We start from the raw sequence: 25,355 nt of genomic DNA on the forward strand, positions 1-25,355 counted from the left end.
GGACTCGGCAGGCGTCGCCGCGACCCGTCCCGGCCGCGGCGAGGCCCCCGAGCCGTCATCGAGCAAGGAAGGCCCCATGACCACCCGCAACGCCGCACCACGCCTCACCTGGCGCGAACGGCTCACTCGAGCCGACGTCAAGTGGACGCCCTACGCGCTGGTCTCCCCGTACTTCATCCTCTTCGCCGGCCTCGGCCTGTTCCCCATGGCGTACACGCTCTACGCCTCCCTGCACAGCTGGAAGCTCGGCGGGCCGGAACGCGAGTTCGTGGGGCTGGACAACTACGAGTTCCTGCTGACCACGTACGACCGGTTCAACTGGTCGATCGTCAACACCCTCGGCATGTTCGTCATGGCCACCGTCCCCCAGGTGGTGTGCGCCCTCATGGTCGCCAACGCCCTCAACAAGCGCCTGCGCCGCCCGATGCTGTGGCGGATGCTCATCCTCGCCCCCATCGTCACCTCCGTGGTCGCCGTCGGCGTCATCTTCGCCCGCATCTGGGGCCAGGAATACGGCATGATCAACGGCGCGCTCGAGCTCATCGGCCTCGACCCCGTGAACTGGCAGGCCGGACGGCTCTCCTCCTGGCTCGCCATCTCGTCCATGGTGGACTGGCGCTGGATGGGCTACAACGCGCTCATCTTCCTCGCCGCCATGCAGACCATCCCCCGGAACCTGTACGAGGCCGCCACCGTCGACGGCGCCACGCCCCGGCAGCAGTTCTGGAAGATCACCATCCCGCAGCTCAAGCCGATCCTCATCTTCACCGTCTTCGTCTCCTCCGTCGGCGGCATGACCCTGTTCGTGGAGCCGATGATGTTCAGCAACGGCAACCTGAACGGCGGCGCCGACGGCCAGTTCCAGACCACCGCCATGGTCCTGGTCGACATCCTGCGCAACCACGGCAACTACGGGATCTCCGCCGCGGCGGGCTGGCTCCTGTTCATCGTCATCGGCATCGTCGCGGCCGTCAACTTCCTCGTCGTCAACCGCATCCAGGGGAACAAATGAGCACCGCAACCGCCCCCCGCCCGACCGTTCCGGCCGCCGAGCCCGCGCCGCCGAAGCGGCCCCGCAAGCAGTCCGGCGACCGCATCGAGCCCGCCGGCGTCTTCGCCCCGACCGCGATGACCCGCATCGGCCTCGTCCTCGTCGCGCTGCTCTCGATCTTCCCGCTGTACTGGATGATCATCATCGCCTCGCGCACCTCCGCGGACGCCTCGGGATTCCCCCCGCCCCTCCTGCCCGGCGGCAACCTCGGCGAGCACATCCAGGAGGCGCTCACCAACCCCGACGCGAACCTCCTGCTGGGTCTACAGAACTCGCTCATCATCACCGGCACCGTCACCCTCTCGGTGGTGCTGCTCTCCACGCTCGGCGGCTTCGCGTTCGCCAAGCTCAGGTTCCGCGGATCCAAGATCCTCATGGGCACGGTCCTGTTCTCGATGATGGTGCCGCTCCAGCAGCTCGGCATCGTCCCGATGTACATGATCATGGTCGAGCTCGAATGGATCGACACCCTCCAGGCCGCGATCCTGCCGTTCCTCATCAACGGCTTCGGGATCTTCCTCATGCGCCAGTACGTCGAGCAGTCCGTCCCCGACGAGATCATCGAGGCCGCCCGCATCGACGGCGCCTCCACGCTCGGCATCTGGTGGCGGATCGTCCTCCCCGCGCTGCGCCCCGCCATGGTCGTCCTCGGACTGCTGACCTTCATGCTCAACTGGAACGAGTTCCTCTGGCCCTTCATGGTCCTGAGCGAGGAGAACCCCACCATCCAGCTGGCCATCCGGCAGATCTCCACCGCGACCTGGTCGACCGACCTGTCAATGGTCTTCACCGGGACGCTGATCTCGATCATTCCCATCGCGATCCTGTTCGTCGTGTTCGGGCGGCAGATCGTGCAAGGCATCATGGAAGGTTCCGGTAAGTAGATGAGCAACGAAAACGAAGCGGCCGCGCTCGCGGCCCGGTTCCCAACCGGGTTCACCTGGGGCGCCGCGACCTCCTCGTACCAAGTCGAGGGGTCCACCGGCGCCGACGGGCGCGGGCCGTCCATCTGGGACGCGTTCGTCAACGAGCCCGGCCGCGTGGTCGACGGCTCCAACGGCGACACCGCGATCGACTCCTACCGCAGCATCCCCGAGGACGTCGCCACCATCAAGGCGCTCGGCCTCAACGCCTACCGGTTCTCGCTGTCGTGGCCCCGGATCTGCCCCGACGGCGACGACCGCGTCAACGAGGCGGGACTCGCCTACTACTCCAACCTCGTCGACGCCCTCCTCGCCGAGGGCATCACCCCCTGGATCACCCTCTACCACTGGGACCTCCCCCAGACCCTCGAAGACGCCGGCGGGTGGCCCGTCCGGGCCACCGCCGAGCGCTTCGGCGAGTTCGCGCGGATCGCGCACGCCGCGCTCGGCGACCGCGTCAAGCACTGGATCACCGTCAACGAGCCCTGGTGCGCGGCGTTCCTCGGCTACGCCTCCGGCGAGCACGCCCCCGGGCGGCGCGAACCGGCCGCGTCCATCGCCGCCGCCCACCACCTCATGCTCGGCCACGGCCTCGCCGCCCGCGCCATCAAGGCCGCGGACCCCGACGCGACCGTCAGCGTCGGCCTGAACTTCTACCCGATCCACGCCGCCACCGAGACCCCCGTCGACATCGACGCGGCCCGCCGCGTCGACGGCGTCCAGAACCGCTGGTTCACCGAGGCGGCCCTGCGCGGGGCCTACCCCGAGGACATCGTCGAGGACTTCAAGGCGATCAGCGACTTCGCGTTCGTCGAAGACGGCGACATGGAGACGATCAACGCCCCCATCGACGTGCTCTCGGTGAACTACTACAGCCGCTTCACAGTTACCGGTAACGGGGGCGCTACCTCGGCTTCCGCCGCGCCCACCGGCGCCGGATCGGCGTGGCCGGCGAACGAGCACATCGGGTTCGTCTCCTCCGGCCTGCCCGTCACCGACATGGGCTGGGAGATCGACCCCGCCGGGCTCGCCGAGACGCTGACGCGCCTGCACGCGGGCTACCCGGACGTCAAGCTCGCCGTCACCGAGAACGGCTCGGCCTTCCCCGACAAGATCGAGGACGGCGAGATCCACGACCCCGAGCGGCTCGACTACGCGCGCGACCACCTCGCCGCGTGCGCCGACGCCGTCGCGGCCGGCGTCCCGCTGATCGGGTATTTCGCCTGGTCGCTGGCGGACAACTTCGAATGGGCCTGGGGCTACACGAAGCGGTTCGGACTGGTGTACGTCGATTTCGAGACCGGCGAGCGCACGGTCAAGGACTCCGGGCGCTGGTACGGCGACCTGGTGCGGCGGGCCCGTTCGAACCGTGAGGCAGAATAGATCCACACTAACGTTGCCCGAGGTGATGCACGATGACCGAGACCCAGCTTGAGGCGCCCGGCGAGCCCTTGAAGAGCGAACGCCGCCGCCGCTCCGGCGGCCGGCCGACCCTCGACACCGTCGCCCGCCACGCGGGCGTCGGCCGGGGCACGGTCTCGCGCGTCATCAACGGCTCCCCGAAAGTCGCCGAGGACACCAGGGCGGCGGTCCTGGCCGCGATCAAGGAGCTGGGGTACGTCCCCAACCAGGCGGCCAGGACCCTCGTCACCCAGCGCACGGACACCGTGGCACTGGTGGTGACGGAGTCGCAGGAGTGGCTGTGGTCCGAGCCGTTCTTCGCGGGCGTCCTCCGGGGCATCACGGAGCAGCTGGCCGAGGAGAACATGCGGCTCATGCTGACCTTCGCCCCGCGCGACGGCTCCCGCGCCGACCTCGAGTCGTACCTGCTCGGGCAGCACGTCGACGGCGTCATGATGGTCTCGAGCCACTCGGGCGACCCGCTGCCCGAGCGGCTCGAGGACGCCGGCATCCCCATCGTCCTCTGCGGCACGCCCGCCGGATTCCGCCCCATCGCGTACGTCGACTGCGACAACCGCTCGGGCGCCCGGCAGGCCGTCGAGTACCTGGCCGAGAAGGGCCACAAGCGGATCGGCCTCATCGCCGGCCCGCAGGACATGGCCGTCGGCGTCGACCGCCTCTCCGGCTACCGCGACGGCCTCCGCGGCCACCGCCTCCCCGTCGAGGAGTCCCTCGTCTCCGTCGCCGAAGGCTTCGACGAGGCCAGCGGCATCAAAGCCGCCCGCCACCTCTTCGACACCGCCGGCGACCTCGACGCGGTCTTCGCCCACTCCGACCCCCTCGCGATCGCGACGCTCCGCGTCGCCCGCGAACGCGGCATCCGCGTCCCCGAGGACCTCGCCCTCGTCGGATTCGACGACTCCCCCCTCTCCGAAGTCGCCGAACCGCCCCTCACCACCGTCCACCAGCCCACCGAGACCATGGGCCGCGAGATGGCCCGCCTCCTCTGCGGCCGCATCCGCGGCGAAGAGGCCGGCCCCCTCGTCACCATCCTCGGCACGAGAATAGTGGTCCGCGAGTCCGCTTAGGGCTCAAGGCATTCGGGTCTCCTTTTCGCTTGTCGCAGAACGGGGCACCAGGTACTCACGGCCTGCCTGCGATGGCGCGTGCCTGGAGTTCGCCTTGTGGGCGGTGCAGCGCGTTTAGGACGGCCGAGAGACAGGTCCGGTAGGCGCCCCCTTAGCCGCTGCTCACCAGGCAGAAAGATTGCCCGCGCAAACGGCTGCGGCCGCGACCGGTGAACCGGTCGCGGCCGCAACTCATTGATCTGTCATCAGGCGATGGTCATCGCGTTCCAACCTGTACCGATCATCTTGCTGGCGGTGTGGTTCCCCGCCCCGTTGCCAGGGTAGAAGAACAGGGCCCCGTCAGACTTGCGGCGAGACATCCAGTCGGCGTGGCCGTCGCGGTTGAAGTCGCCCACGCCGGTGACGGCGTCCATCGCGCCCCATCCGCAGCCGATCTTGGCCATCGGTTTGAAAGTCCCGTTGCCCTTGCCGCCGTAGAAGTACAGGCAGGCGTCCGAGTTCCGGATCGCGAGCATGTCGGCGTGGCCGTCGTGGTCAAGGTCGCCGGTGACCTCGATCTCGCGCATCGCGTTCCAGCCATTCCCGATCAGGACGCGCGCGCCGAGTGTGCCGTCGCCCTTTCCCGGGTAGAGCCAGAGGCTCCCCGTGGATGTCTCGCGAGCGACGATGTCGGTCTTGCCGTCGCCGTTGTAGTCGGACCCGCCGGTGATCACGCTGAAGGCGTTCCACCCGGAGCCGATCTTGACAGACGGTGAGGCGAAGGCACCCGTGCCGTTGCCGGGATGGACATGGAGATCGCCAGCTCCATTCCTGACGAGGAGGTCGGCCTTGCCGTCGCCCGTCAAGTCGCCTGCCGACTCCAGGAGATTCCAAGCGCCAAAGGAGGCTTCAAAGTTCAGGGTCGCGCTGATCCCGCCATTGCCGTCGCCGATAACTCGTGCGGGGCCGAGCGCCGAGTTCTTGTCGGCGACGATCACGTCCGTGATGCCGTCCCCGCTGTAGTCGAACGCGCTGTCGCGGACCGGAGCCGGAAGCCGGATCCCGCCCCAGCCTCCAGCGGAAACGATCCCTTCATGCCGCGCCGTGCCACCGGTCGCCAGGGAGTGCAGTTCACGCTCACCGGTGCGCGAATCGATCGCGAGCAGATCCTCGAATCCGTCGCCGTCAAGGTCGCCGACCCCGGAGACCTGGCGGAAGCGGTCGTTTCCGGTCCCGTCGAGGTTGGCTGGCACCGCGATGCGCGTGCCGAAGGAGCCGGCGCTGTTTCCCGGATACAGGTAATAGCCGCCGTTCCGGACGTCGCGGGCGAGCAGGTCGTCGTACCCGTCATTGTCGATGTCACCGGGCGAGGTAAGGGCATCGAAGACGTTCCATCCGGAACCGAGCGCCTTCGCGGTCCCGAAGCCGCCAGTCCCGTTGCCGGGGTAGAGGTAGAGCTTCGAGTCCGACTTTTTCACCGCGAGCAGGTCGGTCTTGCCGTCGCCGTTGAAGTCCCCCCCGCTGGTGAAGGTGCCCATGGCGTTCCAGCCTGAGGCCACCTTGATGCGAGTGCCCCATCCGCCGCTCCCGTTGCCCGGATACAGCCACAGATAACCGGTCTTGTTATCCCGGCACAGGAGATCGGCCTTGCCGTCGCCGTTGAGGTCACCGCTCATCACCGCATCAATGTCGCCCCAGCCGCTGCCCCGGGAGACCCCCGTGCCGAACGTGCCATCGCCGTTCCCGGGGTAGAACACCATCTGGCCGTCCGACTTTCGGACGGCCATCAAGTCCTGGTGGCCGTCACCGTTGAAGTCGTTGCGCGAGCGGGTCACCGAGACCTCCTCGGAGTAGGCCACATTGCCCGCCGAGTCGGTGATGCTGAACGCGGCCTTCGCGGTGTCGGTGAACTTGAGTGTGAACCAGGCCGAGGTCGTGTCGGTGAGCGTCACCGACGAGGCCGCAGGGCAGACGCCCTCCCCCCAGCACTTCACGGTGAGCTGGTTCAGCTCCAAGTCGTCCGGGAAGCCCCGGTCCGACACTGACACCTTGACCGACACGGTATCGCCGACGTAGTTCAGGCCGGGATCGGACACATCGACACTGGCGAACTTGGGTGCGCTCGCATCGACCTGCAGGTAGCAGCCCTCATACTCCTTGAAAGTGGTGGTGCCCGAGGTGAAGGCGTACCCGACGTAGTAGTGGCTGTCCTTGACCGCATCGTGGTCGCCCACGCTCAGCACCGGGTTCAGACCATCCGCCAGCGGTTGCGCTGCCGATCTGAACTCAGTCGTACTCGAACCCGTGCTCTCGAAGGAAGCGGTCCAGCTCAGCTCGTGGTCGAACAGGTCCGGTCGCCAGACGTCGAAGGTGAAGCCCCCGTAGGACGGCGTCGAGTCGTTGGTGAACTCAGGGGTCAGGTAGCCCGTGCCGCAGAAATCAGCGGGCGCGGCGTATTTGTAGCCGAGCGCGCTGAGGTAGATGTCAAAGCGTGCGGAGCCGCCGTCGAAGCGGGCGGTGGTGTCGCTTCCGGTCATGCCGAGCACGGTGTCGGTAAACGAGCTCGTCCAATGGTTCATCAGCCTCGTCGCGGAGGTGGCGTCGTACGTGGCAGTGCCGTCCTGGCAGCTGCCCGACGCTACAAACTCCGGCTTGAACGGCTTGGACGAGTTCCAGGTGGACGTCGTGTCCGGCCCGGGACTTCCTTCTGAGAAGCGCATCAGATCGGGTGCGACGCACTCGGTTCCCTCTGCTGGATCGACGCTGAATGTCGCCGAGACGATCGGGTATCTGAAGGTGTACCCGCGATCTGGCCGCAGGCTCCCGAAAAGCTGGCCCCTGAAGCGCCAGTATGTCGCCGCCTGGAACTCGGTCGCGCAGGTCGCATCGACCAGCGTGTCGCAGTATGGGCCGACGACCGCGCTCCCGCCCTGTCCCGCGGCCTCGAAGTACGGCGCCTCGAAACCGGCCTCACCTCGGAATACAGCAGTGTCCGGCTCAGCGGAAGTCGTAGTGAGCCATTCGTTGACGGTGTCGTCACGAATGACCCATTGCGTGGAGAGGGCCAGCGGGTATTCGGCCGCGGCGAGCGCCTCCGCATTGGCGTTCAGCGCGAAAGCGCCGTCAGCACCGACGATCGGTTCGACAGGGACGAGGCCGCCGTCCGCGCCGCGAAGGACGAACGGCGTCATCGCTTCCGTCACGCCTTTGTATTGGTCATAGGCGAGTTGGAGTCCGCCGTTGATCACCTTGACCCCGTATGTAGATGCAGGGTTGAGGCTGGATGCGAGCAGGTCCCAGGCCGCAGCGTCCGCGGCAGTGAACCGCAGGCTCACCGAGGAAACCCCGGCCTCCGCGCTGAGATCGACGCCGGCGGCGAGCTCGTCGTAGACGGCGGTGGCGCGTTCATAGCTCGGAACAGGGATCTCGCCGTCCCAGTCCAGCCGGGTAGCGCCACTTGTGGTGAGCAACGACCGTTCAGGGTCGTCGTAGCGCAGGAAGACCCACCAATCGGAGCGCTTCTGTGTGAGGGCTCCCTCCCAGACCCGGAGCTCGGGGCTGGCTGAGGCGTACGTGCCGAACTCCTGGAGGGGGTCGGCAGTCTGGGCGAGGTGGAGCAGACCGTCCGGAGTGGCGAACATGGTGGTGTAGGGGTCAACCCGGCCGCTGATCCGCACTTCGACGTCACAGGCGGCAGCCGCGTCGAAAGCGGCCTCCATGCCGCTGGCAGCCGGGCGTTCACCGAGCGCGGCGCAGTCGATCTCGGCGGCCTGGGCGGGCGCGGATCCGGCGGGGATGATGAGGGCGGCACCGACGGCGACGGCTGTCGCGCGGGCGATCCGCGCCGCGACGCGTCGCCGCAGCAGGGGGATTCGGTTCATTCAGGTTTCCTGTGGGTCTGTGGGGGCGCTGGGGATCATGGCGTCCCAGGGGCAGGGGTTGCCGATACACGCATTCTATGGGTCAGGGGTTGCACGCGGTGTCCCGTTTGGATCCGCGAGAGGGCCGCGAGCCTCGGGGCGGCCGCTTTAGCGGCGGCCCCCCGAGAGCGTTGGGGCCTGACCAGCCGGTCGGGCTCCCTGTCGTTCGCTTCAATCAGGCGATCATCATCGAGTTCCAGCCGCTGCCGACCAGCTTGGCGGCACCGTGGTTCCCTGCCCCGTTGCCGGGGTAGAGGAACAGCGAGCCGTCGGACTTGCGGCGGGCCATCCAGTCGATGTGGCCGTCGCGGTTGAAGTCGCCGACGCCGGTGACCGCGTCCATGGCGTTCCAGCCGCAGCCGAGTTTGACCTTGGTCTTGAAGGTCCCCGAGCCGGTGCCTCCATAGAAGTACAGGCAGCCGTCGGAAGACCGCACCGCCAGTGTGTCGGCGTGGCCGTCGTGGTCGAGGTCGCTGACCGCGGTGACCTCACGCATCGCGTTCCAGCCGGAGCTGCCGACCGGGATGCGGGAGCCGAAGGTGCCGTCCCCCTTGCCCGGGTAGAGGTACAGCGTCCCATTGGAGGACTGCACGGCGAGGGCGTCGGCTTTGCCGTCGGAGTTGTAGTCGTGCCCGCCGGTGATGGTGCTCATCGCGTTCCATCCGGTGCCGATGGTGATCCGGCCCGCGGTGTTGAGCGTGCCGGAACCGGTCCCCGGGTAGAGGTACAGGGTGCCGCCGGAGGTCCGTGCGAGGACGTCGTCGAAGCCGTCGCCGTTCATGTCGCCGGCGGTCGCGATGAGCGTCATGCCCTTCAGGACCGTGCCCCACGAGACGCGGGTGCCGTGGGCGCCGCTGCCGGTGCCCGGATAGAGGTAGGCGGTCCCGTCGGAGTTGCGCCGGGCGACGAAGTCGGTGGCGTTGTCGCCGTTGTAGTCGTAGGTGCGCTGCTCGTTGACGGCCGCGAGGCGGTTGCCGCCCCAGCCCGTGGCGATGACTTCGCCCGCGTGCACGGCCGTGCCGGTGCCGCTGAGCGAGTGGAGTTCCAGTTCGCCGGTGCGGGAGTCGACGGCGAAGAGGTCTTCTTTGCCGTCGCCGTCTTGGTCGCCGGCGGCGATGATCTGGCTGTAGCGGTCGGAGCCGGAGCCGTCCAGCGAAGCGGGGACAGCGGTGCGGGTGCCGAGGCTGCCCATGCCGGTGCCCTTGTACAGGTAGTACTGGCCCGTGCGGGAGTCGCGGGCGAGGAGGTCGGCCTTGCCGTCGTCGTTCAGGTCGCCGACGGAGGCGAGGGTGTCCATGACGCCCCATCCGGTGCCGATCGCGGTGCGCGGGTTGAATTTGCCGCTGCCATTGCCTTGGCCGTCGTAGAAGTAGAGCTTGCCGTCGCTCTTGTTCACGGCGAACATGTCGATGTCGCCGTCGTTGTTGAAGTCGCCGCCGGAGGTGAACGCGCCCATGGCGTTCCAGCCGGTGCCGACCGTGATGCGAGTGCCGAATCCGCCCGACCCGTTGCCCGGGTAGGTGTAGAGCGTGCCGGTCTTGGTGTCGCGGGCGAGGACGTCGGCTTTGCCGTCACGGGTCAAGTCGCCCGCCATGACGACGTCCATGCCGCCCCAGCCGGTGCCCTTGATGTAGCCGTAGTCGAGGGTGCCATCGCCTTTGCCTGCGTAGAAGAGCAGCGCACCGTCGGACGTACGGACGGCCATGAGGTCGTCGATCCCGTCCCCGTTGTTGTCGAAATGGTCGAAGGCGGCGATGACTTCGATCGGGTCGTACGTATAGAAGTCCTTGCCAGCTCGGTCTTCCACCTGGATCCGGAGCCTGGTGACCGGTCCGGTCAGCTCGGCTTCGAGCACCGCTGTGCCAGCCTCGGTCAGGGTCGCGCTGTCGACCAGCTGGGAGTCCTTGTCGTCGACCGAGATGTTCAACCAGTCGAGCTCGTTCACGAAATCCTGCTCGTCGAGCGCGACCTCGATCGAGACCGTGTCACCGATCCGGTGCGGGCCGGGTTCCACGGTTATGACAGGGCTGGGCGCCTCCGTGTCGACCACTACGTGGCACGGAGGGGCGGCGTAGTCGAGATCGGCAGTGCTGGAAGCGATCGAGTAGTCGATCTCGTACGACCCCTGCGCCAGCAGACCCCATTCGATGGCGCCGACGAGGTGATCCCAGTCGGGCCACGGCTCCGGTCCGAGCTCCAGCACCATTTCGCCGGTGGTCTCGTCCTTAACGGTCGCGGACCAGCTCAGGCCGAGGTCGTAGATCTCTTCCCGCCATTCCTCCACATGGACGCTCGCATCCACCGCGTCCTGGTAGAAGTCGGGAGCAGCTGGGTCTGACGAGCACCTGGCAGTCGTGTTGATGCCCGCGATGTCGAAGTAGACGTCGAGCCGTGCCGAGCCTCCGTCGAAGCGGGCGGTCGGGGCGGTCTCGGCGGTGCCGATGGTGATCGGCTCCGCGTTCGCATAGTCGCCCCAGGCTTCGCTGAGCGGACCGGTCAGGTCGTATACGGCGGTGTCGGCCTGGCACGCACCGGACGCGGCGAGCCCCGTAACGGTCGGGCGGTCGTTCCAGGTGGCCGCCGTCGAGTATTCGGTCGTGAAGTTCAGGTCGGGCGCGACGCATGTCGAGCCTTCGGCGGCGTCGATCTGGAAGATCGCCGAGGTCACCGGGAAGTCGTACTCGTAGCTGACCGAGGGCTCGCGCATGTGACGGATGCTCGCGTCGAAGTTCCAGTAGGCGATCGCTTGGGCCTCGGCGCATTCCGGCCCGGCCGTCGCGTCGCAGTAGGCGCCGGCGACCGCGTCGGCGTTCTGTCCGGCCGCCGCGAAATACGGCTCGTCCAGCCCGGCCTCGCCTCCGTACAGGGCAACGTCGGGGGAAGCGGAGGTCACCGCGCCCCATTCGTTGGCCTCGCGCGAGCGGTTGGCCCACTGGGTCGTCAGCGTCAGCGGGAACACGGCTTCGGCCAAGGTCTGGTCGAGGAGTTCCGCCGTGACGGCGCCGTCTTCGCCGATGGTCACGTGGGCCTGGTGGGTCTCACCCGCGGCGTCTCGCACGAGGAAAGGAGTGGTCCCTTCGACATCGAAGGGGTCATCACCCCGGTTGATACGAAGCGAGTTGTCCACTGCTTCGACGGTGGCACCGTAGCTGCCCTGGGCCCGAAGTCCCGTGGACAGTGCGCCCCATGCGTCGGCGTCCGAGGCCGTGAATCGGATGTCGGTGACCGCGAGGCCGACCTCGACCGTCAGATCGAGACCCGGCGCCAGTTCGTCGTAGACGGCGGTCGCACCGGTGTAGGTGGGGACAGGTGCCTCCTCGATCCAGTCGAGGGTCGCGAGCTTCGTCTCGATCAACGGGTAGGTCTGGTCGGTGTATTGCAGGAAGACCGGCCAACCGGTGTTGTCCAGGCTGAGCGAGCCGCTGCTCTCCACCAGCGCCGTACCGGGGTCGCCGAGGTCGCCGTACTTCTGGACCGGATCCACCGTCGAGAGCAGGTGGAGTTGGCCGCTGGGCATGACGGAGATCGTCGCGTGGTGTGTGGCGCTGCTGTGTATGCGGACCTCGATGCCGCATTTTCGGGCGATGTCGAGCGCGGGGCCGATGCGGACCGGGGCCGGGTCGTCGCCGAGGGCGTCGCAGTCGATACCGGTCTGGGCCGAGGCCGGGCCGCCGGGGAAGGCGAGCAGCGCGGCGCCGACCGCCGTCGCGGTGGCTGCCGCGAGCCTGGCGTGCCTGCGGCGGGGCTTCGCGGGGGAAGCGTCGTTCATTCAGATGTCCAGGGTGTCCAAGGGGGTGGGTCATGGGCCGGTTACCGGCTTCAGAAACACGCGCTTTGTTTGGAAACGGTTGCACTTCTTCGGTCTGGAACAGAAGCGGGGAGCACCGCATCCGCGGTGCTCCCCTGGGCGTCGTCACAACGCCGTTCCACTGGCGAGGTCAAGCGATGAGGTTCATCGCGTTCCAGCCGGAGGCGCCGATCTGGGGTCGGGTGCTGTACCCTCCGGCGCCGTTGCCCCGGTAGAGGAAGAGGGCGCCGTCGGTTGTGCGGCGGGCGATCCAGTCGGCGTGGCCGTCGTTGTCGAAGTCGCCGACCGCGGCCAGGGCGTCGTAGGGCCCCCAGCCGCAGCTCATCTGCACTCCGGACTCGAGGGTGCCGTCGCCGCGGCCGCCGTAGAAGTACACGCAGTTGTCGGCGCTGCGGATCGCGAGGATGTCGGCGTGCCCGTCGTGGTCGAGGTCGCCGGGCGCGATGAGGTCCCGCATCGAATTCCAGCTCGAGCCGATCTTGACGCGCGTCCCGTGCCCGCCCTTGCCGTTGCCCGGGTAGAACCACAGGTAGCCGGTGGACTGCTCGCGGGCGAGGAGGTCGACTCTGCCGTCGCCGTTGTAGTCGTGGCCGGAGACGATGGCGCTCATCGCGTTCCAGCCGGTGCCGACCTGGATCCGGGCCGCGTAGTCGACGAACTGCCCGTCGCCGGGGACCGCATACAGCGTGCCGGTGGAGGCGACGCGGACGAGGAGGTCGTTGTGGCCGTCGGCGTTGAAGTCGCCGGCGGTCTCGATCAGGTTCGCGTTCTTGTAGTCGTCGCTGTAGGAGTGCTTGCTCGCGATACCGCCGACGGCGTCTCCCGTGTAGCGGAAGAGCTCTCCGGTCGGTGCGAGCCTGGCGAAGATCTCATTGGCGCCGTCGCTGTAGAAGTCGTAGGCGCGCTCGGAGTCGGCCACCGGCAGTCTGGAGGTCTCCCAGCCGGTGCCGATCGTCTTGGATCCGGTCATCTCGAAGAGGTTCTGGTCGTAGCTTCGGCGCACCAGCGCTCCGGTGCGCGCGTCCACGGCGTAGATGTCGTTCCATCCGTCGCCGGTGTACTCGCCGCCGCCCACGACCTGGCTGTACCGCGAGCCGCTGTCGGCGCTGTCCGCCGTGAGGTCCTCTTCGATGTGCCGGACCTGCTCGATCCCGCCTTCGCCGTCGGTGAAGAACACGAGGTACCCGCCTACGACGGCGTCCCAGGCGAGGAGGTCCGGCGTGCCGGACTTCCCCTGGACGTTCCCGATGGTAGTGAGGTTGTCCAGTGTCGCCGAATCGCTGACCCACGCGGTGGCGACGGTCGACCTCGTCCCGAACGCGCCCTTGCCGTCTCCGGGGTAGAAGTACAGCGTCGCCGTGCGCTCCGAGAGCGCGATCAGGTCGGTGGTGCCGTTGCCGTCGAAGTCGAGCGCGGACGTGAAGTCCGAGATCGCGTTCCAGCCGGGACCGACCTGGAGCCGGGCGCCGTACCCGCCCTTGCCGTCGCCCGGGTAGGTGTACAGGTAGCCGGTCTTGTTGTCGCGGGCGAGAAGGTCGGGGCGGCGGTCGCCGGAGAGGTCTCCGGCCATGACCACGTCCATGCCGTTCCAGCCGGTGCCCATCGTGGTCGCGGTGCCGAAGCTCCCGTCGCCCTTGCCCGGGTGGAGCATGAGGGCGCCGTCGGCTCGTCGGACGGTGACCAGGTCCTGGTAGCCGTCGAGGTTGTAGTCGTTGCTGGGCTCGGTGGCGAGGATCTGGACCGATTCGGTGGACTGGTTGCCCGCCTTGTCGGTCGCGGTGATCGACACCCTGGTCAGGCGTTCTGCAAGGCGGCCGACTTCGAATGTGGCCGTCGTGCCGCTGCTCAGCGTCTTGGAGTGCGGCGAGCAGGGGCCGGCGCACCACAGACTGATGGAGTTCACGCCGTCGGGGAACCCTTCGTCCGAGACTTCGACGGTGACCGTCACGGTGTCACCGCGGTAGTGGACGCCGTCTTCGACGTCGATCGAGATCACGTCGGGGGCCGCGGTGTCGATGCGGATGTTGCAGACCGCGGTCGTGCTGTAGCCGGCTAGGGCGGAGGCGAACTGGTAGGTGAGCTGATAGGCGCCGTCGGGCAGCGTTACCGTCGACGGCGTATGGGCGCCGCCTCCGGCGATCGCGGGTTCGGTGGTGAAGACCGTCTCTCGGGTGTCGGCGTCGATGATGCCGAGGCTCCAGGTCAGGCCGGGGTCGAGCAGGTCTTCACGCCAGATGTCGACCGTGAAGTCGCCGTAGGTCACTGCGGAGGTCGTCTGGACCTTCGTCGCCGTGCCGATCGAGCAGGCGGGTTTGGTGACGGTGACGTTCGCGATCGCGAAGTAGGTGTCCACTTGTGCGGAGCCGCCGTCGAAGCGCGCCGGTTCCCCGCCCGGGTGCATGCTCAAGGCGGTGGTGGCGCTGGTGCCGGTGAGGTCGTAGACGGCCCTTCCGTCTCGGCACTCCCCGGCGATGGCGGGAATCGTCGTGGAGACGGGAGGACGCGTCGCCCAGGTCGTCGTCGGCCGGTAGACGCTGGACGAGTGCAGGTCCGGTGCGACGCATGCGGCGGGGTCGGCCGAAGCGACCGAGAAGAACTGGGTCGTCTCCTTGAAGGTGACGCCGGGGACGGGCCGCAGCGCGGTGATCTTGTTGCCGGCCCAGAAGTTCCAGTAGACGGCGGCCTCATGCTCGGTCGCGCACGCCGGATCGGCGAGCGTGTCGCAATAGGCGCCGATGACCGCGTCGGCGCCTTGGCCCGCCGCTTCGAAGTAGGGCTGGTCGAGCCCGCCGTCGCCGCGGAACAGGGCGAGTTCCGGTGCGGCCGAGGTGACCGCGCCCCACTCGCTCACTTCGTAGCGGTGGACGGTCGCCTGGGTGGTGAGGGTGAGCGGGTACGCGGCGCTGTCGAGCACCGCCTGGTCGAGCGTCAGGGCGAGCGCGCCGCTGGTGAGCGTCGCTCCCGCGATGTGGGTGGCGCCGTTCGCCTCGCGGACGGTCATGGGCGCCCAATGGTCCCATCCGGCGTTGTCCGTGTGGCCGGCGAACAGCGTGCCGACGGCCAACCTGGACAGCTCCCCGGTGTAGGTGAGCCCGGTCGAAAGCCGTTGCCACGCTTCGGCGTCGTCGAGGGTGAACCGGAGGTCGGCGCTGGCGATCTCCGTGCGCACCAGGAGGTCGACGCCGTCCGCCAGGCCCTCGTAGACGGCGGTGTTCTCGGAGACGACGGGAGCGGGCTGGTCCCCGTTCCAGTCGAGGACGCCGCCCATGCCTTGGAGCAGCGGTGCGGCGGTGTCGGTGCCGCTCAGGGTGAACGGGATCCGCGAGTTCGCCTGGACCAGGGTCCCGCCGGACTCGACCAGTGTCGCGTCGGCCGGGCCGAGGTCGCGGTTGTCGGCAACGGGATCGGCGGTCTGCACGAGGTGCACCTGCCGTTCGGGCGTCGCGAAGTAGGTGTCGTACGGGCCCGAGTGGTCGCTGATGCGGACTTCGACGCCGCAGGCGACGGCGGTTTCAAGGGCGGCTTCGAAACCGGCGACCGAAGGGCGGTCGCCGATCGCGGCGCAGTCGACGTCTTCGACGGCGGCACCGGCGGTGCCGGGTGCCGCGAGGAGGGCGGCGCCGACGGCGACCGCCGTCGCGGCGGCGATACGGGCTGCGGCTCGCCGCTGCAGCTTGGGGATTCGGTTCATTCAGGTTTCCTGTGGGTCCGAGGGGCCCGGGATCGTGTGGGTCCAGGGTTGGGGGTTCCGGTTGTTCGCATTCTATGGGCTGGGCGTCGTCGGCGGTGTCCCGTCAGGACCCGTGGCGGCTCCGATGAGGAGGCGAAAGGGCCGCGGCCTCCGCTGATGCGCAGTCCGCGGCCCTTTGTTCAAACGGGCCTTAGCCGATGTTCATCGCGTTCCAGCCGGTGCCGATCTGGACGCGGGTGCCGTGGCCGCCCTTGCCGTTGCCGGGGTAGAGGAACAGGACGCCATCGGTCACGCGCCGGGAGAGGAAGTCGGCGTGGCCGTCGCGGTTGAAGTCGCCGACGCCGGTGATGGCCTCGTAGGACTTCCAGCCGCAGCTGACCTGGACGCGGGACTTGAAGGTGCCGTTGCCGTTGCCGCGGTAGAAGTACAGGCAGCTGTCCGACTTCGCGATCGACAGCAGGTCGGCGTGGCCGTCGTGGTCGAGGTCGCCGACCGCGTTGGTCTCGCGCATGCCGCCCCAGCCGGTGCCGACCTTGATCTTCGTCCCGAAGGTCCCGTCGCCCCGGCCCGGGTACACGTACAGGGTCCCGGTGGAGGTGTGGCGGGCGACAAGGTCGTCCTTGCCGTCGCTGGTGTAGTCGTGCCCGCCGCTGATGTCGCTCATCGAGTTCCAGCCGCTGCCGGCGTAGACGTCCGCGCCGTCGAAGCCGTAGTGCACGCCGTCGTCGATCCCGTGGATCGTGTACAGCCCGCCGTTGAAGCGGTAGAGCACGTCGAGGCGGCCGTCGGCGGTGTAGTCGCCGCCCGCGGCCAGCGCGGTGACGCCGTCGCAGTCCTCACAGAACGTCCACGGGGTGCCGTGGCCCTTGCCGGTGCCGTAGTAGAGGCGGATGTCGCCGTCGGACTTGCGCTGGGCGATGAAGTCGCTGTAGCCGTCGCCGTCGTAGTCGTAGGTCCGGTCGAGGTTGACGACGGGAAGCCGGACGGTGTTCCATCCGCTGCTGCCGATGACCTTGCTGCCGGAGATGTAACCCCCCTGCGCCGGGTCGAAGCTGCGCACCACCAGCTGGCCGGTCCTGATGTCGACGGCGGCGATGTCGCCCTTGCCGTCGCGGCCGAGGTCGCCGGCGCCGATGACCTGCTCGTAGCGGAGGCTGCTGTACGGGTAGGTGTCGAGGTCCTGGGCGAACTCGAACACTTGGCCCTGGGAGGTGGAGATGTAGTACACGCCGGTCGTGTTCCAGCGGCTCAGGAACTCGTCGAAGCCGTCGAAGTCGAGGTCGCCGAGCGAGGTGATGACGTCGTAGCCGTCCCACTGCTCGCCCCAGAGCTCGCGGGCGCCGAACTTGCCGTTGCCGAGGCCTTCGTAGAAGTACATGCCTCCGTCGGCGAACGCGGTCGCGAGGATGTCGGGGTTGCCGTCGCCGTCGTAGTGGCCGACGGCGATCTGGCCCATCGTGCCCCAGCCGGTGCCGTTGGAGATGCGCGTGCCGTGGCCGCCGCTGCCGTTGCCCGGGTAGGTGTAGAGGGTGCCGTTGCGGGTATCGCGGGCCAGGAAGTCGGGCACGTCGTCGCCGGTCAGGTCGCCGGCCATGATGATGTCGTAGGCGCCCCAGCCGGTGCCGACGGTGACGCCGGCTTTGTAGGCGCCGGTGCTGTTGCCCGCGTAGAAGCGGAGCGCGCCGTCGGACTTGCGCACGACGAACAGGTCCTCGTAGCCGTCCCGGTTGTAGTCGTACCGGGCCTCGACAGCCTCGTTGTAGATGAGCGCGAAGTCGTTGTAGAAGTCGCCTTCGTACTCGTCGCCGAAGACCGCGCCGATCTCAATCGCGCCCTGGAAGGCGGTGGTGTCGGTGAGCTTCACGGTGAAGATGAAGTCCACCGACTCGCCCGGCTCGAGACTGTCGGTGGTGCAGGCGAAGTCGAACCGCTCGAGGGCCGTGTCCGGGGTCGACTCGTAGACGGCGTCGAGCTCGTCGGCGCCGTAGCAGTCCCAGACGTTGCCGCCGGCGCTTTCGACCCGCACCAGTTCGGTGCCCTGGGGCAGCTGTGCGCGGACCAGGTAGGACTGGCCGGCGGGGTCGAGGTCGTCGGCCGCGGCCGAGCCGTTGTTCGAGACGGTGGTGGTGACCTTGGCGTTGGTGTTCAGGTTGCCCTTGAGGGTGATCTCCTCGACGGCGAGGTCGTACTTGTTCTCGCCCGTGGTGAGGGTGACGCCGCCCCAGTAGAGCGCCTTGGACTCCTCGGCGCCGTCCCAGCCTTCGGGGGCGGTGGTGAGGCCGACCGCGGTGCCGCTGCCGGAGACCCAGGAGAGGTTGTCGTACTCCTCGGCGAGGGTGGCAGCGTTGATCGTCTCGACGCTGTACTGGCAGCCGCACACGTCGAGCGGCCCGACCACGTCTTCAGCGATCTTGTAGGCGACCCCGTTGGTGATGGTCAGGAACTGGCCCTGGGCATCGGAGAAGTCGGTGATGACGCACTCGATCCCGGTGGCGTCGCTCGTGGCCCTGCAGTTGTTGTACAGGTCCCGCACCGTGGCGAGCCCGGTGGTGTCGAGGCCCTCGCCGGCGACCGGGTTGGCGAAGGTGAGGACGACGGCCTCGGTGGTGGGGGCCAGGTCGAAGGCCTGGTAGAAGACGGGCTTCACCAGGATGTCGTCGCCCTCGACGACGCCGGTCTGCACGAAGTCGCCGTGGGCGTACGGGTTGTGGACGTCGTAGTCGGACACCACGCCGAAGGCGCCGGTGCTGCCCGCGACGTCGAAGCCGTCGACGGTCGCCGTGAACGTGTAGTCGATCGCGTCGTCCTCCGCGCTGGCGGCGGGGGTCACCTCGAAGAGGAATTCGGTGTGCGACCCGCTGTCCGCGGAGCAGACGATCGTGGCGGGGGCGGAGACGTCGCAGGCCGGGTCGGCGGTGGTGATGTCGAGGACGCCGTAGGGGTCGTCGAACACGAGTTCCGTGACGACCGCGTGGGTCGTGGTATCGCCGTCGATCTCGTACGTGTAGTCCACGGTCATCGAGCTCGCGGCCATCTCGGTGTTGTCGAGATCGGGGGCGAGCTGCAGCGTGGCGACGGGGTCGCCGTAGATGCCGGGGATCGCGGCCGCCGCCGGGGTCGCGAATGCGGCCGCGGCGGTGCATCCCGCCGCTGCTGCGGCGAGCAGGCGGAGGCCTGCCCGGCGGGCCCTGGGGGAGTCAGGGGACATGGGGCTCCTTGTTCAGTTAGCCGTTGAGCTGGGGGTTATGGGGACCGGAGGAATCCGGTGCTGACTACACGCGCGCTGGCGGATACCGGTTGCACGCGAATCGGGGTTCCGTGGGAGCGAGTTCCCGGGAAGTGTCGGACGGCCTGTTCGGCGGGGCTGCTGGCAACGGGCGGCTACTGATCAGTAACATGTATCGTGATCGGGAACACCGCACGTCGAGAGGTCGCCATGGGAGTCGTCCAAATCGTCACGGCCACGGTCGCGTTCGCGTACACCGCGGTCGCCATCGGGCTGTTCGTCCGCGCCGGGCTCGGGATGCTCGAGCTCATCCGGCTCGGCGCGCCCGACAAGACCAGGAAGGGCGAACGCGGCGAACGGGTCAAGACCATGCTGCGCGAGACCCTGGGGCACACCAGGATGCTCAAGTGGCACTGGGTGGGCCTGGCGCACTGGGCGGTGTTCTTCGGGTTCTTCCTGCTGTTCCCGGCCCTCGCGCAGTCGTACTTCGAGGTCATCGACCCCGAGTCGAGCCTGCCGATCGTCGGGCACTGGAGCGTCTGGCTGCTCGGCTCGGAGATCCTCACCGTGCTCACCGGCCTCGCCATCGTCACCCTGTTCGCCATCCGCATGGCCCGCCAGCCCCGCGCGAACCCGGTGCCGCCGCAGGGCACCGCCTCGGACGCCGGCCAACGGCGCTCCTCGTCGCGGTTCGAGAACTCCCGGCAGTGGATGGCCTTCTACATCGAGGCGACGATCTTCACGATCGTGGTCTCGCACATGCTGATCCGCTCGTTCAAGGTCGCGCTCGGCGAGATCGGGCACGAGTGGACCTCGCCGGTCTCGACGCTCATCGCGGACCTGTGGAACGGCGCCTCCGCCGAGGCCCTGCACACCGCCGTCACCCTCGTCGCGGGCCTCGACATCCTCGTCTCCTGGACGTTCTTCCTCATGCTCGCGCTCATCCCCTCGATGGGCATCGGCTGGCACCGGGTCACGGCGTTCTTCAACATCTACTTCAAGCGCAACGCGGACGGCGCTGCCTCGCTCGGCCCGGCCAAGCCCATGCTCATCGACGGCGAGCCCGCCGACTTCGAGACCGCCGACCCCGAGACGCAGCCGTTCGGCGTCGCCACCATCGGGGACTTCTCCTGGAAGGGCCTGCTCGACTTCTCGACCTGCACCGAGTGCGGCCGCTGCCAGTCGCAGTGCCCCGCCTGGAACACCGGGAAGCCGCTCTCGCCCAAGAAGCTCATCACCGACCTGCGCGACCACCTGTACGAGCAGGCGCCGTACCTCAAGGCCGCGGCGATCGCGAAGGAGCGCGGCGGCGAGGACCCGCACGAGAAGATCAACATCATCGGCTCGGTGATCGACCCCGACGTGCTGTGGTCGTGCACCACCTGCGGCGCGTGCGTCGAGCAGTGCCCGGTCGACATCGAGCACGTCGACCACATCCTCGACCTGCGCCGCAACATGGTCATGATCGAGTCGGACTTCCCCGACGAGGCCCAGACGATGCTCCGCAACCTCGAGAACAAGGGCAACCCGTGGGGGGAGAACCCCGCCAACCGCCTCAAGTGGGCCGAACCGCTCGACTTCGAGGTGCCGATCGCCGAGGCCGGCGGGGACTTCGAGTACCTGTACTGGGTCGGCTGCGCCGGCGCGTACGACCCCAAGGCGCAGAAGACCTCCCGCGCGGTCGCGACGCTGCTGCACGACGCCGGCGTCAAGTTCGCGGTCCTCGGCGAGGCCGAGACGTGCACCGGCGACTCGGCCCGGCGCATCGGGCACGAGTTCATGTTCCAGATGCTCGCCGAGCAGAACGTCGAGACGCTGAACGAGGTCGGCGCGGTGAAGATCGTCGCGACCTGCCCGCACTGCCTCAACACGGTCGGCAACGAGTACAAGGACCTCGGCGGCAACTACGAGGTCGTGCACCACACCGAGCTGCTCAACGACCTGGTGAACGCCGGCAAGATCACGCCGGTCGAGGAGCACGAGGGCAAGCTGACCTACCACGACCCGTGCTACCTGGGTCGGCACAACCGGATCTTCACGCCGCCAAGGGAACTGCTCGGTTCCTTCGCGGAGGTCACGGAGATGCCCCGCACCGAGGAGCGCTCGTTCTGCTGCGGCGCCGGCGGCGCCCGCATGTGGCTCGAGGAGCCGCTCGGCAAGCGCGTCAACCGCGAACGCGCCGACGAGGCCGTGGCGACCGGCGCGAAGACCGTCGCCGTCGGCTGCCCGTTCTGCTCGACGATGCTCCGTGACGGCGTCGCGGACGCCGGCCACGAGGACGTCGAGGTCATCGACATCGCGCAGCTGCTCGCCAGGACGCAGGAGAAGCGCGCCGAGAAGGCCGCCGTCGCCGAATAGGCTCGCAACGCTGTCGGACCCCCGTGCCACCCTTGGCATCGGGGGTCCTTTGCTTGCCCGTTTTGAAGGCTAGAGCCGCGAAACACCCGAAGCGCCGCGAGGTGTCGGACCCCGATGCCACCCTTGGATTCGGGGGGCCCGCGTGTGTCCGATTTGAAGGCTAGAGCCGGAAAACGCCCAAGGCGGCGAGCCGTGTCGGACCCATGCGGCACCATGGAAATCGGGGGTCCCAGGGGACCGATTCGAAGGCTGGCGCCCACAGCGTAAGCCGATCGGGCTCCGACCACCGCGTAAGCCGTTCGGGCTCCGCCCCACTGCGTAAGCCGTTCGGGCTCCGCCCCACTGCGTAAGCCGATCGGGCTCCGCCCGCTGCGTAAGCCGTTCGGGCTCCGCCCGAAATGCTCGCGAAGCATCGCCGCGGACTCGGCTTCGAGGACGCCGCCGTAGACGTCCGGGTTGTGGTTGAGGCGAGGGTCGCGGACGACGTCCCAGAGGGAGCCGACCGCGCCCGTCTTCGGCTCCCAAGCGCCGAACACGATTTCACCCACTCGGGCGAGCACCGCCGCGCCCGCGCACATCGTGCACGGCTCCAACGTGACCACGAGGGTGCAGCCCTCCAGCCGCCACCCGTCGCCGTGCGCGGCCGCCGCCGCGCGCAGCGCCAGGACTTCGGCGTGCGCGGTCGGGTCGCCTAGGGCCTCACGGGCGTTGGCGGCCGCGGCGAGTTCGTTCCCGTCGGGCCCTATGACGAGGGCGCCGACGGGCAGATCCAGTCGGGGTGCGGCTGGGGTGTCGGCCGGGAGTGCCGGGGCGCCCGGCCTCGAACGGGGCTCGGGGTCCGCCGGGAGGCCTCCGGTGCGCGCGACCGCGAGGGCGCGGCGCATCCACTGCTCGTGGACCTCGCGGCGAGACTGCATGGGGGCTGCGGCCTAGGAGCCGGTGGCGTCTTCCAGGGCCTCGGTGAACCCGATGGCCTTGGCGACCTCGGAGACGACGTCAGAGGGCATCATGCCCTCCTTGGCGCACAGGGCCAGCAGGGTCGAACCGGGCACGCCCAGGTCGCCCAGCACGTCCGCCTCGCCGACGGGCTCGGCGTCGAGCTCGGTCGGGCGGGCCGAGATCGACTCCTCGTCCTCGGTGTCGATCTCCTCGGTGTCCTCGGGCTCGAGGTCGCCCAGCAGGGCCTCGCCCAGGCGCGACTGCGACGCGTACTCGGCGTCGGACCCGAAAGTGCGCAGATCGTCCCCGTTGTCGAGGCGCATCACCGTCAGGTACTCGTCGTCTGCGTCGACGAACAGCAGTGTCAGGTCGGCGTCAGGGAAAGCCTCACGCATGACCTCGGCCGCGTCCTCGACGTCGGCAACAGCGTCGAGGTCGACCTCGGCGGCCTCCCACTCGTCGCCCTCGCGGCCCACAGCCACAGCGAAATACGACACGATCCGTCCCCGTCTTCTCACTCATTGGAACCTGCGGCCCGATTGGGCAGCCGTTCGATACGACCTACTGAAGGATGTGGCGACCTGCGGTCGATGTAACCACAGGATCCAGTCGCCGGTCAGCAAAAGATACAGCTCGCATGAGAGCCCCGTGACGCCAGCGGCCGTCCCTGCGACCGCCGCTACGCCGACCGCTGCACCGCGGTCACCGTAGCGCGCCAGCAGCGCGGCGGCGACCGCTCCGATCGTACTCGCGGCCAAAGTCACCCAGGCGAAGCCCGCCCCGGTAGGCAGGGCCTCCCCCGAGCTCCTGGCGTACGCCAAGAGCCACAGGAGCACCCACAGCCCGGACAGGACCGAGCCGGCCGCCACGGGGCCGACGCGGACTGGATGGGGCTCCCTCCAGCGGGGCCTCCCGGAGCGCGGCGGGGGCACTGTCATGGACGGCTCAGCGGAAGCGGTCCAGGAGGTGGGCCCGATGGGTCCCTCATGCATACGTGCCAGGGTACGCAGGCGGGGGCGCCACCGGAAGCGGCATCACCGGCTGCGGGGGCGCGTCCACGGCGCGCATCTGCCCGTCGGGGAAGGTCACGTGGTACTGGCGGCCGTCCCAGAGGGCGGCGGGCGTGTGCGGGTCGGCGCCCGCGTAGACCGCGCGGGCCGCGTTCATGGTGTGCGCGGCGTGCTCGATGCGGGCCCGGTCCCAGGGCCGGCCGATCGAGGCGAGGTCGTACTGCTCGGCGAGATCGGAGGCGGCCCTTTGGAAGTCCTTCATGGCGGCCTCACCGGGCGTCCCGGCGTATTGGTACGCCCAGGCGCGCGCGGCGGCGCGGCGCGAGAACGTCGCGAGGGACGCCAGCTCGGGCGGCGAGACCTGCCCCGCGGCGACCATCGGGGCGAGCGCGACCTGCGTGCGGCGGGCGTCGGCGGCGCGCAGCCACAGGGCCGCGCCGACCATCGTGAAGAACAGGGGCGCGAGGAACGCCGGGTAGAGCGCGAACCACAGCGCGGGCAGGTCGAGGTTGACACCGAGCACCGAGGAGCCGTTCCACACGGCATGGAGTCCCATACCGCACAGCAGCATCCCGATGATCCAGACGGTCTGCAGGCCCTTGCGGCCGGGACGGCGGGCGGCCTTGCCCAGGCCGATCGCGGACAGGCCCGTCATGAGCGGGTGCGCGAACATCGTCGCGAGGCCGCGCACCGCGACGAGGATCGTCACCTGCGCGATCCCCGCCGCGACGTCGAGGGACTCGGCGCCGTTCAGGTACGCGCCGGAGGCGTAGAGGACGTTCTCGGCGACCGCGAACCCGGCCCCTGCGAGGCCGCAGTAGACGATCGCGTCGAGGGTGCCGGTGAGGTGGCGGCGGGCGGTCCAGTACACGAGGAGGGGGCCGAGGAGCTTCGTGATCTCCTCGATCACGGGCGCGGAGACGACGGCCGCGAGGTTCGGGTCGAGGTCGTTCTTCTCGAGGATGATCGACGCGCTGGTGTTGACGATCAGGGAGATCGCGGTGGCGACGCACGCGCCCCAGCCGAAGCAGAACGCCAGCACGAGCCACGGGCGGCGCCGGTAGCGGCCGAGCCACAGGAAGGTGCCGACGAGGACCGGCGCGGGCAGGAGCGCGGCGGCGAGGCCGACGGCGAACGCCTGCGCGCCCGCGCCTTCGACGATGGCCCACGCGAGGACGGTCGCGCCGCCCGCGAAGAGCAGCGCGACGCCGGTGACGAGGAGGCCCTTGGCCTTGCGGGCCAGGCCGATCCAGGTGAGCAGGATGCCGCCCAGCGCGAGGAGGGCGGCCGAGGCGAGGATCGCCTGGGCCGTGGTGGTGAGGTTCATCGCGGGGGCTCCTGGCCGGAGTCTGAGGCTGAGCCGGCGTCGGGGGCGGGCCGGCCGAAGGTCTGGCCGCTGTCGGTGCCGGTCTCCTCGATGTCGCTGAGGCCCAGCGTGGGGGTCTCGGCTTCGGGCTCGGGCTCGCGGATGACGAAGTGCTCGCCGATGCCGGAGACGGCGAGGAGCCGCTTGAGGAAGTCGCCGAGGTTGGCGAGGACGAGCACGGCCCGGGAGCGGGCCGCCGCGCGCGCGAGGATGACGAGCGTGCCCAGTCCGCGCGAGTCGCAGAAGGTCACGCCCTGCATGTCGAGGACGACGCGCACAGGGTCGTCCGCGAGGGCGGCGTCCACGGCCGCGGAGAGCCGGGGCGCGGTGTGCAGGTCGATTTCGCCGGTCAGCACCACGATCGTCTCGTTCGCCTCGCGGTATACCGAGATGTCGAGCTTCTGGTGCACCACGGAGACAACCCTAACCGGTTTCGCCCGAAAGCAGGAGGCCCCGCGGCGGATAGAACGCGAAACCTTGTCGCCCTTGCCCTTCGAACACCACCCTGGCGACGATGTCGTACCCGTCGGTCAGGGTGGAAACCGGGGGCCCACGCCGCGGTCGAACCTCTTCAGCATGCGTCGCAGCCGTTCGA

Annotated in this window: 12 protein-coding genes and 1 pseudogene; 5 read left to right on the forward strand and 8 right to left on the reverse strand. The window is 68.8% G+C overall.

Translation table 11 applies throughout. From position 1 onward, the window contains the following. The first annotated feature begins 76 nt into the window (after nucleotides 1-76). From AB0K52_RS21275 to AB0K52_RS21290, 4 genes are read left to right on the forward strand one after another with little or no spacing between them, the layout of a single operon-like run. Complete coding sequence (locus tag AB0K52_RS21275) at nucleotides 77-1,012, forward strand: sugar ABC transporter permease (RefSeq protein ID WP_363535052.1); 936 nt, start codon at nucleotides 77-79, stop codon at nucleotides 1,010-1,012. Beyond that, the gene (locus tag AB0K52_RS21280; protein WP_363535055.1) at nucleotides 1,009-1,935 is read left to right on the forward strand and encodes a carbohydrate ABC transporter permease; all 927 of its coding nucleotides are present in this window, start codon (nucleotides 1,009-1,011) and stop codon (nucleotides 1,933-1,935) included. Before AB0K52_RS21275 ends, AB0K52_RS21280 begins: the two co-directional genes overlap by 4 nt. Further along, nucleotides 1,936-3,357: a GH1 family beta-glucosidase gene (locus AB0K52_RS21285; protein ID WP_363535058.1), complete on the forward strand. Its 1,422-nt coding sequence runs from the start codon at nucleotides 1,936-1,938 to the stop codon at nucleotides 3,355-3,357. It abuts the gene before it with no gap. A gap of 32 nt (nucleotides 3,358-3,389) precedes the next feature. Continuing rightward, nucleotides 3,390-4,463, forward strand: a complete 1,074-nt coding sequence (locus AB0K52_RS21290) for a LacI family DNA-binding transcriptional regulator (RefSeq protein WP_270124826.1) — start codon at nucleotides 3,390-3,392, stop codon at nucleotides 4,461-4,463. Between the two features lie 245 nt (nucleotides 4,464-4,708). Here the strand turns inward: AB0K52_RS21290 and AB0K52_RS21295 are convergent, their stop codons facing one another. The 4 genes from AB0K52_RS21295 to AB0K52_RS21310 all read right to left on the reverse strand — a co-directional run bounded on the left by AB0K52_RS21295 (nucleotide 4,709) and on the right by AB0K52_RS21310 (nucleotide 19,069). After that, nucleotides 4,709-8,323 carry a VCBS repeat-containing protein gene (locus AB0K52_RS21295; RefSeq protein WP_363535061.1) on the reverse strand — a complete coding sequence of 1,205 codons (3,615 nt, stop codon included), beginning with the start codon at nucleotides 8,321-8,323 and terminating at the stop codon, nucleotides 4,709-4,711. A gap of 214 nt (nucleotides 8,324-8,537) precedes the next feature. Continuing rightward, a complete protein-coding gene (locus AB0K52_RS21300; protein ID WP_363535064.1) occupies nucleotides 8,538-12,131 on the reverse strand; it encodes a VCBS repeat-containing protein in 3,594 nt (1,197 codons plus the stop codon). Between the two features lie 169 nt (nucleotides 12,132-12,300). Continuing rightward, entirely contained in the window at nucleotides 12,301-15,861 is a 3,561-nt protein-coding gene (locus tag AB0K52_RS21305) for a VCBS repeat-containing protein (RefSeq protein ID WP_363535067.1), read from the reverse strand. A gap of 190 nt (nucleotides 15,862-16,051) precedes the next feature. Then, nucleotides 16,052-19,069: an FG-GAP-like repeat-containing protein gene (locus AB0K52_RS21310; RefSeq protein WP_363535070.1), complete on the reverse strand. Its 3,018-nt coding sequence runs from the start codon at nucleotides 19,067-19,069 to the stop codon at nucleotides 16,052-16,054. A 228-nt stretch (nucleotides 19,070-19,297) separates the two neighbouring features. Between AB0K52_RS21310 and AB0K52_RS21315 the strand changes: the two genes are divergently transcribed. Next, nucleotides 19,298-21,445, forward strand: a complete 2,148-nt coding sequence (locus AB0K52_RS21315) for a (Fe-S)-binding protein (RefSeq protein WP_363535073.1) — start codon at nucleotides 19,298-19,300, stop codon at nucleotides 21,443-21,445. A gap of 404 nt (nucleotides 21,446-21,849) precedes the next feature. Here the strand turns inward: AB0K52_RS21315 and AB0K52_RS21320 are convergent. From AB0K52_RS21320 to AB0K52_RS21335, 4 genes and pseudogenes are all read right to left on the reverse strand, one after another. Continuing rightward, nucleotides 21,850-22,362 (reverse strand): annotated as a pseudogene (locus AB0K52_RS21320) (nucleoside deaminase); the annotation flags it as partial. 12 nt (nucleotides 22,363-22,374) lie between these two features. Next, entirely contained in the window at nucleotides 22,375-22,881 is a 507-nt protein-coding gene (locus AB0K52_RS21325; RefSeq protein WP_205328125.1) for a tRNA adenosine deaminase-associated protein, read from the reverse strand. Nucleotides 22,882-23,368: 487 nt separating this feature from the next. Then, complete coding sequence (locus AB0K52_RS21330; protein WP_363535076.1) at nucleotides 23,369-24,721, reverse strand: PrsW family intramembrane metalloprotease; 1,353 nt, start codon at nucleotides 24,719-24,721, stop codon at nucleotides 23,369-23,371. Beyond that, nucleotides 24,718-25,173, reverse strand: a complete 456-nt coding sequence (locus tag AB0K52_RS21335; protein WP_363535079.1) for an STAS domain-containing protein — start codon at nucleotides 25,171-25,173, stop codon at nucleotides 24,718-24,720. The genes AB0K52_RS21330 and AB0K52_RS21335 overlap by 4 nt, the downstream gene beginning before the upstream one ends. Nucleotides 25,174-25,355 lie beyond the last annotated feature (182 nt).

The sequence above is a fragment of the Glycomyces sp. NPDC049804 genome, assembly GCF_040674615.1.
GTDB classification, from domain to species: Bacteria; Actinomycetota; Actinomycetes; order Mycobacteriales; family Micromonosporaceae; genus Glycomyces; species Glycomyces niveus.